This is a genomic window from Sphingomonas glacialis (assembly GCF_006439055.1).
Taxonomy (GTDB): Bacteria; Pseudomonadota; Alphaproteobacteria; order Sphingomonadales; family Sphingomonadaceae; genus Sphingomonas; species Sphingomonas glacialis_A.
This window is the reverse complement of record NZ_RCZC01000002.1, coordinates 806401-818689: the sequence shown is the minus strand read 5'-3', so window position 1 is coordinate 818689 and position 12289 is coordinate 806401. Positions and strand designations below refer to the sequence as shown.

At 65.3% G+C, this 12289-nt stretch carries 12 protein-coding genes; 5 read left to right on the top strand and 7 right to left on the bottom strand.

Annotated elements, in window-relative coordinates; translation table 11 throughout:
- Window positions 1-29: 29 nt before the first annotated feature.
- Genes EAH76_RS07710 through EAH76_RS07700 form a run of 3 tightly spaced genes read right to left on the bottom strand, consistent with a single transcriptional unit; the run spans window position 30 to window position 3195 of the window.
- A complete protein-coding gene (locus tag EAH76_RS07710; RefSeq protein WP_140849677.1) occupies window positions 30-698 on the bottom strand; it encodes a TadE/TadG family type IV pilus assembly protein in 669 nt (222 codons plus the stop codon).
- Window positions 695-1312 (bottom strand): TadE/TadG family type IV pilus assembly protein, encoded by a 618-nt coding sequence (locus EAH76_RS07705; RefSeq protein ID WP_140849676.1) that lies wholly within the window; start codon window positions 1310-1312, stop codon window positions 695-697. The genes EAH76_RS07710 and EAH76_RS07705 overlap by 4 nt, the downstream gene beginning before the upstream one ends.
- A complete protein-coding gene (locus EAH76_RS07700) occupies window positions 1309-3195 on the bottom strand; it encodes a TadE/TadG family type IV pilus assembly protein (RefSeq protein WP_161988990.1) in 1887 nt (628 codons plus the stop codon). Before EAH76_RS07700 ends, EAH76_RS07705 begins: the two co-directional genes overlap by 4 nt.
- 90 nt (window positions 3196-3285) lie before the next feature.
- Here EAH76_RS07700 and EAH76_RS07695 point away from each other — a divergent pair, with 90 nt between their 5' ends.
- The gene (locus tag EAH76_RS07695) at window positions 3286-3960 is read left to right on the top strand and encodes a squalene/phytoene synthase family protein (protein WP_140849674.1); all 675 of its coding nucleotides are present in this window, start codon (window positions 3286-3288) and stop codon (window positions 3958-3960) included.
- A gap of 56 nt (window positions 3961-4016) precedes the next feature.
- The gene (locus EAH76_RS07690) at window positions 4017-4499 is read left to right on the top strand and encodes an EF-hand domain-containing protein (protein WP_140849673.1); all 483 of its coding nucleotides are present in this window, start codon (window positions 4017-4019) and stop codon (window positions 4497-4499) included.
- A gap of 9 nt (window positions 4500-4508) precedes the next feature.
- Here EAH76_RS07690 and trmFO read toward each other — a convergent pair whose 3' ends face one another.
- Window positions 4509-5822 carry a methylenetetrahydrofolate--tRNA-(uracil(54)-C(5))-methyltransferase (FADH(2)-oxidizing) TrmFO gene (gene trmFO / locus EAH76_RS07685; protein ID WP_140849672.1) on the bottom strand — a complete coding sequence of 438 codons (1314 nt, stop codon included), beginning with the start codon at window positions 5820-5822 and terminating at the stop codon, window positions 4509-4511.
- A gap of 211 nt (window positions 5823-6033) precedes the next feature.
- Between trmFO and EAH76_RS07680 the strand changes: the two genes are divergently transcribed.
- From EAH76_RS07680 to EAH76_RS07670, 3 genes are all read left to right on the top strand, one after another.
- Window positions 6034-7740, top strand: coding sequence for a tetratricopeptide repeat protein (locus EAH76_RS07680; protein ID WP_140849671.1), 1707 nt, complete (start codon window positions 6034-6036; stop codon window positions 7738-7740).
- Window positions 7741-7782: 42 nt separating this feature from the next.
- Window positions 7783-8214 (top strand): DUF488 domain-containing protein, encoded by a 432-nt coding sequence (locus EAH76_RS07675; protein ID WP_140849670.1) that lies wholly within the window; start codon window positions 7783-7785, stop codon window positions 8212-8214.
- 98 nt (window positions 8215-8312) lie between these two features.
- On the top strand, window positions 8313-8651 hold the full coding sequence (locus tag EAH76_RS07670) for a PilZ domain-containing protein (protein ID WP_161988989.1): 339 nt from the start codon (window positions 8313-8315) through the stop codon (window positions 8649-8651).
- Window positions 8652-8658: 7 nt separating this feature from the next.
- Here EAH76_RS07670 and EAH76_RS07665 read toward each other — a convergent pair whose 3' ends face one another.
- From EAH76_RS07665 to EAH76_RS07655, 3 genes are all read right to left on the bottom strand, one after another.
- A complete protein-coding gene (locus EAH76_RS07665) occupies window positions 8659-9015 on the bottom strand; it encodes a DUF952 domain-containing protein (RefSeq protein ID WP_140849668.1) in 357 nt (118 codons plus the stop codon).
- The gene (gyrA, locus tag EAH76_RS07660) at window positions 9012-11783 is read right to left on the bottom strand and encodes a DNA gyrase subunit A (RefSeq protein WP_140849667.1); all 2772 of its coding nucleotides are present in this window, start codon (window positions 11781-11783) and stop codon (window positions 9012-9014) included. The genes EAH76_RS07665 and gyrA overlap by 4 nt, the downstream gene beginning before the upstream one ends.
- Window positions 11784-11894: 111 nt before the next feature.
- Window positions 11895-12197 carry a hypothetical protein gene (locus EAH76_RS07655; protein WP_140849666.1) on the bottom strand — a complete coding sequence of 101 codons (303 nt, stop codon included), beginning with the start codon at window positions 12195-12197 and terminating at the stop codon, window positions 11895-11897.
- Window positions 12198-12289: the final 92 nt, after the last annotated feature.

Genomic DNA, 12289 nt, shown 5'->3' with positions numbered 1-12289 from the left:
TCCTAGTGGAAAGAGGCCCTTTTCGTAGGTTAGCAGTTCGAGGCGGTCACCCCGGCCACCGGATAGACCCCGCTATTGCCGCCGGTAAGATCGCGCGCGTCGCGGACGAGCATCGAGGCATATTCGACGATATACGTGCTCGGCGACAGCGACGTCTTCACGAGTGGTGTGTAGAGATAATAGACCTCGACGAACATGGTCGCGTTGTTGTCGGGCGTTATGACTTGCCGCCCCGTTGGGCCGAGTCCGGTTAGGCCCGTTTTCGTGCTGGTCGTATAGAGCGGCACGTAACTGGTCTGCGCGCCGTAGCAGCGCTGCCACCCGATCTTGTAGGTGTTCGCCGTATTCGGGTTCGCGGTCGGCTCGAGATCGGTGAGGATGACTCGCCCGTTGGTCTGCAGCTTCAGTTCGCCCGATTGCAGGTTCGCGCCGATAAAGACGTCGTTGATGTCGGATTCGCTGATCGTCTTGGCCGAGAGCTGACTGCCCGTTCCCATCCGCGCGGCATCGTCGGCGAGCTGCAGCGCCAATTGGCTGACGCGCATCTTGGTGGTGATGAAATTCGTGATCTCGGCGCCGGTCAGGCTGAGAACGATGAAGACCGGCAGCAGCAGCGCGAATTCGATCAGCGCAACGCCGCTGCGATTCTGGTCGAGCCGCTTCGCGCGCTCGATCACGAAAGACGAGAAGCGGGTCATGGGCAGTTTCTCACGGTCGCGGCGGCATAGCTTGCCTGGTCCGAATACGGTTGGTTCTGGAGGATCGTCGTCGCCACCAGATTGGTGGTGCTGGACGTCCCGAGGAACCTCCACAGCGGGAACATGTGCGGATAGGCGACCGTCACCGTGTAGAGCGTCCGGTCCTTCGCACCGCCTTGCCCAGCGTCGCCGCCGTCCGAGTCCCACACCGTATTGTTGTTGGCATCGACATACGGCTCGCCCGCGTCGCAGGTGCCGTTCTTGTTGGTGTCGGTATACGACTCGGCCTGTGCGGCGGCCGCCAGGCTGAAGGTGCGGTAGAAGCGCCGCGTGAAGACGATCTGCGGATTCTTGGTCAGCGCGGAGACCTGCGCGGTGACGCGGGCATCGAGCGCGGCGGAGACCTGCGCGTCGGTTCCCGTTTCAAGACTCGCGTCGCGTGCGACCTTCTGCACGATGCCCTGCAGGATGGCGCGCGTGTACAGCGTATGGGCAATATCGAACCCACCGATTAACAGCAGGCACAGGACCGGCGCGACAATCGCGAACTCGATCAGCGCCGCACCACGGGTGTCGCGATACAGGCAAGGCGCACGTAGAGCCCGCGGCGTCATTTGGTGAGCCTCAGCGCGGAAATCTTGTTCGCGATCGCGGCGAACTGCGTTTGCAGCGCGGCCGAATCGGCCGCCTTGAAATAGTAGGACGGCGATGTCGCGCAGGTTTGCAGGCGGCTCTCGGTATCGGTGTTGGTGCCGTTACCAAACGAAATCACCCACAGCGTGATGTTCTTGTTCTTCACCGACGTGCACAACGCCGCGAGGCGCAGGTTGATCTGGTCGATCAAGGTTTGTCGATTGGTCCCGCAATTCTGCGCCAGGCCGACGTCGGTCGTCTGCTTCTGATCGTAGAAGGGGACGCCATAGGCGTTGTAGTCGCACGGGTTCGATGTCGAATCGCCGTCGGTCATGAAGATCATGTGGCGTTGGATGTCAGCGCCGCCACTATAGCTCCCGTTTGGCTGGGTAACGGCATTTTCCGGCGCGAAGATTCCCGTCGGCGACATGAAGCGCGCGCCCCACAGCATGCCGATGTCGTGATAGGTGTTGCCTTGGGCGACCAGGCTGTCGACATATTGGTCGAACGAAGCCGCATCGCTCCAGCTCTGCAGCTTTTTCGCAGCGGTCGGGCAATAATCGTCGCTCGAGTTGTAATAGTCGTTGGTCGAGTCGCTTTCCGTGTTCGTCGCCTGATTGTAGCTATTGGAGATGTTGCGAAGGTAGATCGCGTCAGGCAGCGAGGGACCCCATAGCGAGTTGCTGTTGCCCGCCGTGGGGACGAGATCGATGTTGAGATCGTAGGCGGTGCTGGGGATCGGCGTGTAATTGGTGGTTGCGACCGTCGGGCGTTCCTGGATGCAGCCATCCCACGTGATCGACCGATCAGCGCCACCCGCACCGATTGGAAGGGTGAGACTGGTATTCCAAGTGGAACCGCTTTTCAGCGCGCTGACAGGCTGGGCAATCTTGCCGTAATGCCACGTGACTGTCAGCGTTCTGTACGATTGGGTGCAATAATAGTTCGTCCCGGAGTACGATGACGAGCTCGTTTTATCGACCTTATATTGCGTCGTCGCGGTATCCGACCTGGCGACGGTGCAGGTGCCATTCTGGGTGCTGTTCGACTGACTATAGGCGCTCCATGCGCTCCAGGAGGAACTGACGAACTTGCGCGACTGGTAGCTCCAGCTGTCGGCGAGGTAGGCCGGTGGCAGTAGGTAGCCGACATTGACGTTGCTGGCATAGGGCATGAATCCGAAGCGGATCTGCACCTGGTTCCCGGTACCCCCCGTCGCGTTGGTGGTCGCACAGGTCGCGTTGGTCTTTAGGCGAGCGACGATTTCGAAGAAGCATTTGACCGCCGTCTTGAGTCCGTCGATCTTCGATCCCGTCGCCGGGACGCCGTTATTGTTGGTGCAGGTGGTGGAGGTCGCGGTGCAGTTCATCGAACCCGTCACGTCGAGCACGAACATCACATCGGTATTGGGAAGCCGCATTTCCGAATCGCACGACACCGCGAGCGACTGCGTGTTGACGCCGAGCACGCGCATCAGCGTCATCGGGACCGTTGCGGTGGCGGTGCCGGTTACCGTCCCGCCGCTTTCCGCAAAGGACCGGGTCGTCCCGGTGCTGCCATAGCCGTTCGCCGGGAAGTTCGCGTCGTAGAATTTCTCCGCGACCGTATTGTCGTCGGTGCCCCAAATGCCGCCGCCCATCTGCTTGCGGCCAGCGAGCGCGCCGGCGTCGCAGGCGTGTTGCATGCGGGTCTTGATGATATACATGCGGCTGATGTCGATAGCGCCGCCGACCATGCCCGCCATCGGAATCAGCGCGGCCGCCATGATCGCGAGCGCGTTGCCGGCGACGTCGCGGCGCAGGCACGAGAGACATCTGAGCAAACGCGCGATTCCCATCGTGCGCACGCTATTTGCCTTCGCCATCCACCCGTCCCGCATCGCTCGCTTCCGACCTCAAACGTCGCGCATGCCGCGCCATCCTGTAATGTCCATTAAAGCTGCTAGGTTAATAACATGGTTACGTATCAAACCGGCCCCGAACGGGCGCTGGCGTTAAGCTATGCGCCCGAAGCCGCGCGGGCTTCGCTCGCCGCGCTGTTCGCGCTCGACGATACGCTTGGCCAGATCCTGCGCACGACGCGCGAGCCGATGGTCGGGCAGATGCGGCTGACGTGGTGGCATAGCGCGCTGAGCGCGCTCGATAGCGCACCGCCGCCCGCGCAGCCGGTGTTGCAGGCGCTTGCGGACAACGTGGTTCGAAACGGTGTCAGTGGGGCGCGGCTCGCCGCGATGATCGATGGCTGGGAGGCGTTGCTCGAGGCCGAGGCGATCGACACGACCGCGCTGCAGCTTCATGCCGCGGCGCGCGGCCGTGGCCTGTTCGTTGCAGCGCAGGCGCTGGTGGGTGGCGCGCCGCGCGATCCGGTCGAAGCCGCGGGGGAGGGATGGGCGCTGGCCGATCTCGCGCGCAACGTGCGCGACCCCGAGAGCGCGCGCCGAATCGCCACCGCCGCGTCCGGCGCGATCGCGGCGGCGACGGCGGTGCGCTGGAGCCGTGCCGGACGCGCGCTCGGTGCGCTGGCGCAGCTTGCGCGGATGGATCTGGCGGTGCCGCTCGATACGCCGATCGCGCATGGCGCGCCGCGGCGGGTTGCGCGTCTGGCGTTGCACCGCGTCACCGGACGATAGACTTTCACAATGCGTTAGAATGGGTTATCCTGCTGCGACAGTCGTGGGGGGACGATATGTGGCGCTATCTGGTGGGTGGGCTGGCGACGTTGGCGCTGGTCGCAGCGGGGATCCTGGTGTTCAATCGCAACGCGCGCTCGGTCGCCGCGTTGCCGCTGGCGCCGCCCGCGTCGGCGCAGGCGGGCGCTGCGGCGGCGCTCCCCGACAGCGTTCCAGAGGCGAGCGATGCCACGCGTGAGCAGAAGCGCTTCGACCGCTATGACAAGGACCGCGACGGCACGGTGACGCGCGAGGAATATCTCGCCGCGCGGCGCAAGGCGTTCGCCAAGCTCGACGTCAACCATGACGGCACGCTGGCGTTCGACGAATGGGCGGTGAAGGCCGAGGGCAAGTTTGCGCTTGCCGATGCCGACAAATCGGGCGCGATGACGCCGGTCGAATTTGCCAAGACCGCGGTCAAGCGCAAGCCGCCACGCGTGCGGCGCGACTGTCCGCCGGCGGCCAAGGACGAGGCGCCGGCGAACGGTGAGGACAGCTGATCGCTGGCGTTACGCGGCCATCCAGGCGGTGAGCGCGTCGCGCGCGCGATCGGTGTACATCTTCTTGCGATCGGCCTTTTTGGTGCGGCCAGCGATCGGCGGGAACAGGCCGAAATTGACGTTCATCGGCTGATACGTCTCGGCCACCGCCGCACCGGTGATGTGATGCAGCAAGGCGCCGAGCGCGGTCTCCACCGGGGGCGGGGGCATCGCCGCACCGCCGAGTTCGGCCGCGGCGAATCGCCCGGCGAGCAGCCCGATCGCCGCGCTCTCGACATAGCCTTCGCAGCCGGTGATCTGCCCGGCAAAGCGGATGTTCGGCCGTGCCTTCAGTCGCAGCGTCGGATCGAGCAGTTCGGGCGAGCGGATGAAGGTGTTGCGGTGCAGACCTCCGAGCCGCGCGAACTCGGCATTCTGCAGCCCGGGGATCGTGCGGAACAGCCGGACCTGCTCGCTATGCTTCAATTTGGTCTGGAAGCCGACGATGTTCCACAGCGTGGCCGAGGCATTGTCCTGGCGCAGCTGCACGACCGCATAGGGCCAGCGCCCGGTGCGCGGATCGTCGAGCCCGACGGGCTTCATCGGCCCGTAGCGCAGCGTGTCGACCCCGCGCGACGCCGCGACCTCGATCGGCATGCAGCCCTCGAAATAGGGGACGTCCTCCCATTCCTTGAACTCGGTCTTCTCGCCGTCGATCAGCCCGGTGTGAAAGGCGAGATATTCGTCCTTCGTCATCGGGCAGTTGATGTAATCCTTCGTATCACCCTTGTCCCAACGTGACGCCATCCAGGCGGTCTCCATGTCGATGCTGTCGAAATGGACGATCGGCGCGATCGCGTCGAAAAAGGCGAGCGCGTCCTTGCCGGTCGCAGTGCCGATCGTCTCGGCGAGCGCGGGCGCGGTGAGCGGACCGGTCGCGACGATCGTCATGCCGGTCTCGGGCAGGGCATCGACGCGTTCGCGCACCACCGTGATGTTGGGGTGCGCGATCAGCGAGTCGGTGACGCCCTCGGAGAAGCGATCGCGATCGACCGCGAGCGCGGAGCCAGCGGGCACCTTGTGGACGTCCGCCTCGCGCAGGATGAGCGAGCCGAGCGTGCGCATCTCCTGGTGGATCAGCCCGACCGCGTTGCTCGTCGCATCGTCCGAGCGGAAGCTGTTCGAGCAGACCAGTTCGGCAAGGCCGTCGGTCTGGTGCGCCGGCGTCATCTCGCCCGATCCGCGCATTTCCGAAAGCTTCACCTTGAAGCCAGCCTCGGCGAGCTGCCAGGCGGCTTCGGAGCCCGCTAGGCCTCCGCCGATAATGTGTACGTCATGTGTCATGCGCTGGCTGATAGCGGGTGCGGCGCGGGGTGGCAAAGGGCGTGCATTCGGAGCGATCGGCGGACCCGTGCCACCGCGGATGCCTCGGCCACATGACATAAACTTCACACATGAATTTAGAGGCTTAGTGCGCTCGCCCTCTACCACCCGCGTCCGCCGCGCGATATGGTTGCGCTTGGCAAACATTTCCTGCCACCTACGGAGTCGTGTCATGGCGATCGGCCGGTATCTTGCTGCAGCGGCGATATGGTGGAGTGTCGCGACACCCGCAGCGGCACAACAGCCGCCGGTCCAGGCCAAGACCGGGCCCGACATCGTCGTCCAGGGTGCGGTCGATGCGCCGAGCGCGTGGCGGCGCGCCGAGTCGGCGCATGTCATCGTCACGAGCAAGGGGAGCGAGGCGGAGCTCAAGCGCGTCACCAACGCTCTCGAGCGGCTCTACGCCCTGATGGCGCGGCTCTATCACCGCACCGATGCCGCCGACGACACCGTCAAGCTGCAAGTGACGCTCGTCGATTCGGCCGATTTCTTCCAGGCGATGAAGCTGCGCAACCTGCGCTCGGAAGAAGGCCCCTATGCGGCGACGTTTGCGGGCGAGCGCTATTACGATCCGCGCGAGGACGGTCCCGTCCTCGCCGTCGCGCGGACCGACCAGGTGATCAAGCTCTCCACCGCGCTCGCCGAGGATCGCGATGTCGAGGACGCTTCAGGATCGATCGATTCCGAAGGAAGCATGGGCACCGGTATGGCCGAGACCGCCAACCGCCCGCCGATCGCGCGGAAATGGGAGGCGGTGCTCTATTCGGCGTTCGCGCAGCATTTCCTGCTGACCTACATGCCCGCCGCCTATCCGCGCTGGTATCTCGACGGCGTTGGCGCGTTATTCTCGACGTTCGATGTCCGGCGCGACGGCAAGGTCGACTATGCGCGCGATCCGCTCGATTATCGACAGGTGTTCTACGCGTATGGCTCGCTTCGGGTGCGGCCGATCCTGACCGGGGAATATCTCGAAGGGGACGCGGGCAAGGCGCATTGGACGCCGTATCATGCCTGGCTGCTGACGCATTTCTTCCTCTTCTCGCAGCTCAAGCCCGAGCGCAGCCAGCAATTCCAGCGCTACATGGCAGAGATCGGGCGCGGCGTGCCGCTGGCCGAGGCGGCCAAGGTGTTCGGCGATCTCAAGCGGGTCCAGCACGATCTCGATGTCTATCAGGAACGCGGCACCGAATATGCCCGCGCCGACGCCGTGCCGCCACCGGGCGGCGATCCTACGATCAACGTCGTATCGCGCAGCAGTGCGGCGGTGATCGAGGCGCGGCTCGAGCTTGGCACGCGCCTCGCCGGCGGTGCGGCGGACAGTGCCTGGGTGGCGCAGCTCCACGACACCGTCGCGGACCTGCCCTATAATGCCGAAGCGCTGCTGACAGAGGCCGAGGTCGAATGCCGTGCCGGGCAGAACGACGCGTGTCTTGATTCGGCCGAGCGCGTGCTCGCCAAGACGCCCGACAATATCCGCGCGCTGGCGTGGAAGGGCATCGCGCTGACGCACCAGGCGCTGGCGGGGCCGGCGAGCGATCGTGTGCGCGGGCTCAAGGCGGCGCGTGTGCCGATCGTCCGCGCGCTGCGGATCGACAATGACACGCCGCTTCCGCTGCTCGCTTTCTTCAACAGCTATGCCGAGGCGGGCGATCCCGTTCCGGACCAAGCGGTGCTCGGGCTGGTCAAGGTGACGCAAGCCGTGCCCGCCGCGCCGGGGCCCCGGGTCGCACTCGCGCGCGAATTGCTGCGGCAGGGCCATGCCGATCTCGCGCGGCAGGTGCTGATTCCGGTGCTTTACGGCGGCTATGATTCGCCCGAAAAGACCGTCGCGCAGACGCTGCTGGCGGCGGCCGGATCGGCGCAGCACGCCGCGCGTTGATCGCGCGAGGGCTCGTCCCGACATAGCGGGCGAGGAGCTGCCATGAAAATCTATACGATCGGCTATGAAGCCACGACGATGGGCGCGTTCATCGACGCGCTGACCAAGGCGGGCGTTGCCCGTGTGATCGACGTTCGTGCGCTGCCTTTGTCGCGTCGGCCGGGGTTTTCGAAGACGTCGCTTGCCGCATCGCTCGCCGAGGCGGGGATCGACTATGTCCATCTGAAAGCCCTCGGCACGCCCAAGCGCGGGCGTGATGCGGCGAAGAAGGGCGATGTCGCGACGCTCGAGGCGGTCTATGCCGAGCAGCTCATCCTGCCCGAAGCGCAGGCGCAAACCACCCTGATGCTGGAGCTCGCGGCGGAGAAGCCGAGCGCCTTGCTCTGCTTCGAGCGCGACCCGGCGCATTGCCATCGCACGCTGCTGCTCGACGCCGAAGCTGCCGATGCCGAAGTTATCGACCTGTATGCCTGATCGCCGTAACGCTTCGTTAGCGATCAAAATTAGGAACGAAGCGAAGTCGTATCTGTTATCTTCCTAGTGCCGATAGCCGGACACTTGGGATTATGGGCGTGCCTACTATCAAGGATCTTCAGACTGCCCGACGCGAACAGCGCTATCCGACCCGGTTCGCCGGCACGGTGATTGTCGACCGCCGACCGCATCCGGTCGAGATTGCGGATATTTCTTGCGTCGGCGCCTGCGTGCGCGGCGTCGATCTGCCCAAGCGCGGCGAGGAGATCGTCCTCCTGGCGGAGGAGCTCGAAGTGGTCGGGACGGTGGTGTGGAGCGACGGGACGTCGTGCGGCATCAACTTCCACAAGCCGATCGCGCCGCTCGCGGTCGTTCGCAGCAACCCCTATCTGCCCAATCGCAACACGCTGACCAAAGCCGTCGCGATGCGCGGTTGACCCTGGGTCAGCCGGCGACCGGGAGTTTGACCGTTCCGTCGGCATCCCGCTCGAGCGGGCCGTAGGCGATCACCGTCTCGAGCAGCAGCGGGCCGCCGTACAGATGCGGGAAAAGCTGCCCGCCGCGCGACTCTTCCCATTTCAGCCCCGCACCGAACGACCCGAGATCGACCGCAGCGACGTGCAGGTCGCTCTGCCCAGCGAAATGCTTGTCGACCGTCTCGGTCAGCTGCTCGGCGGTCGAGAGGTGGATATAGCCATCGGCCAGATCGACCGGCGCGCCGGCGAACGATTCCTCGGTCTCCAGCGTCGCCATCTGTTCGGCGGTGAGCACCTTGTACGCGGTCAGCGGCATGTCGCTCATTCGCCATTCTCCGGGCCCGCGGCGAGGTCATCGCCGGTATCGGCGGTATCGTCGGGCGCGATCTCGACTGCGGTGAGGTCGCGGACGTCGGCCTCGGCATCGCCCTCGGACTCTTCGATCCGCGCGGCCGAGACGACATGCTCGTTCTTGCCGACGTCGAACAGTTTCACGCCCGCCGAGTTGCGGCCGATCACGCGCATCGAGCCGAGCGTGGTGCGGATCACCTTCGCCTGGTCGGTGACGAGCATCAGCTGATGGCCCTTGGTCGCGGCAAAGCTGGCGACGACGGGGCCGTTGCGCGGGATGTTGTCGATGTTGGTGATGCCCTGGCCACCGCGGCCGGTGCGGCGATAGTCATAGGCCGACGAGATCTTGCCATAGCCGTTCTCGCAGACGGTCAGCACGAACTGCTCGCGCTCCATCAACTCCTGATAGCGCGCGGGCTCCATCGTCGGTTCGCCGTCCTTCTCGCCCTTCCACGGCGCGAAGCGGAGGTAATCCTCGCGCTCGTCGGGCGTGGCGCCGACGCGGTGGAGGATCGACAGCGAGATCACCTTGTCGTCGCCCTTGAGCGCCATGCCGCGCACGCCGGTCGAGTTGCGGCTCTGGAACTCGCGCACCTCGTGGCCCGCGAAGCGGATCGCTTTGCCCGCGCGCGTCGCGAGCAGGACGTCGTCCTCTTCGCTGAGCAGCGCGACGCCGATCAGGCGATCGTCCTCGTCGATCCCCTCGAACTTCATCGCGATCTTGCCCGCGGTCGGGATGTTGGCGAAGGCGTCCATCGAGTTGCGGCGTACGCTGCCGTTCGCGGTGGCGAACATCACGTGCAGCTTGGCCCATTCAGCCTCGTCCTCGGGCAGCGCGAGCACGGTCGAGATGACCTCGCCCTCGGCCAGCGGAAGCAGGTTGATCATCGGCCGGCCGCGCGTTGCGGCACCGCCCTCGGGCAGCTTCCAGACCTTCATCCGGTAGACCTTGCCGAGCGTCGAGAAGAACAGCACCGGCGTGTGGGTCGAGGTCACGAACAGGTTGGTGATCGCGTCCTCGTCCTTGGTCGCCATGCCAGCACGGCCCTTGCCGCCGCGTGCCTGCGCACGGAAGGTGTCGAGCGTGGTGCGCTTGATGTAGCCCTGCATCGTCACGGTGACGACCATGTCCTCGCGCTCGATCAGATCCTCGTCGTCGATGCCGTCGGCGGCAGCGGCGATCTCGGTCTTGCGCGGCGTGGCGAATTCGGCGCGGACCGCGACCAGCTCTTCACGCATCACGGCGTACAGCTTGGCGCGGTTGGCGAGGATTTCGAGCAGCTCGGCGATCGAATCGGCGAGGCCCTGGAGCTCGTTGCCGATCTCGTCGCGTCCGAGCGCCGTCAGGCGATGCAGGCGCAGGTCGAGGATCGCGCGGACCTGCAGCTCCGAGAGACGGTAGGTCGCGCCAGTGACCTCGGTATCGACCGCCTCGACCAGCCGGATGTACGGCGCGATGTCGGCGATCGGCCAGTCGCGCGAGAGCAAAGCCTCGCGCGCCGCGGCGGGGCTCGACGAACCGCGGATGATCTTGACGACCTCGTCGAGATTGCTGACCGCGATGACGAGGCCGAGCAACAGATGTGCCCGCTCGCGCGCCTTGGCGAGCTCGAACTTCGAGCGGCGCGTGATCACTTCCTCGCGGAAGCCGACGAACGCCTCGAGGATGTCGCGCAGGTTGAGCAGTTCCGGACGGCCGCCGCGGATCGCGAGCATGTTCGCCGGGAAGCTCGATTGCGCCGGGGTGTGGCGCCACAGCTGGTTGAGCACGACGTCGGGGGTCGCATCGCGCTTGAGGTCGATGACGATGCGCACGCCCATGCGGCTCGATTCGTCGCGAATGTCGCTGACACCTTCGATGCGCTTGTCCTTGGCGGCTTCGGCGATCTTCTCGACCAGGCCGTTCTTGCCGGTCTGGTAGGGGATTTCGGTCAGCACGATCGAGCGGCGATCGCCGCGGCCTTCCTCGACGACGTAGCGCGAGCGGATGATCACCGAGCCGCGGCCCGTCTCATAGGCCGAGCGCGCACCCGAGCGACCGAGGATGATCGCGCCGGTCGGGAAATCGGGACCAGGGACGATCTCGAGCAGTTCCTCGGTGGTGAGCGGCTCGCGCGCACCGGTCTTCGCGTCGAGCATCGCGAGCGTCGCGTCGATCACTTCGCCGAGATTGTGCGGCGGGATGTTGGTCGCCATGCCGACCGCGATGCCGCCGGCGCCGTTGACGAGCAGATTGGGGAAGCGCGCCGGGAGCACAGACGGCTCGCGCTCCGAGCCATCGTAGTTCGGCGTGAAATCGACGGTGTCCTTGTCGATGTCCTCGAGCAGCGAATTCGTCACCTTGGCGAGACGCGCCTCGGTGTAGCGCATCGCCGCGGCCTTGTCGGGGTCCATCGAGCCGAAATTGCCCTGGCCGTCGATCAGCGTGACGCGCATCGACCAATCCTGCGCCATGCGGACCAAGGCGTCGTAGATCGAGCTGTCGCCGTGCGGGTGATACTTACCCATCGCATCACCGACGATGCGCGCGCATTTGCGGTACGGGCGATTGTAGACGAAGCCGCTTTCGCTCGCCGACCACAGGATGCGGCGGTGGACGGGCTTCAGGCCGTCACGAACGTCGGGCAGCGCGCGCGCGACGATCACGCTCATCGCATAGTCGAGATAGCTCGACTTCATTTCGTCGACGATCGAGATCGGCGCAATATCGGAAGGGTCGGCGAGGACGGTCTCGTCGGTCAATGTGCGGTGCCTTCGGCTGTGTTACGGGGTCGTGACAACCCTAGCCCGGCGCGGCGGCAAATGCCACCCCTGCGCATGTTCCGATGGCGCGCGCAGGGGCGGGAAAAAGGGTTACTTGCAGGCGGTCTTGGTCTTGTTGCCGGCAAGCGAGCAATTGTAGGTAACCGTCTTGCCGTTGGCGAGTTTCGCCTGGACCATCCGTCCGCCTGTCGTGGTGGTCTTGGTGGTGCGCGAATGCGCGACGGTGGTGGCCTTGACCGTCGTGGCGGGCGGGGTGGTCTTGATGGTCGTCACCACGGTCTTGCTGGTCGGCGCGGCGGCGGTCTTGGTCGTCGTCTTGGTCGCGATCGGCGTCTGCGCGAGTGCAGCGGTGCCCGACAACAGGGCGATGGCGGCGAATGCGTGTCTGATCATGACGATCCCCTCAAAAAACCTTCGGGCTTGATGCGCGATGGCGGAAAGGATGCGGCCGATCTGCGACCGTTTCAATGGTTTGACGATGACAA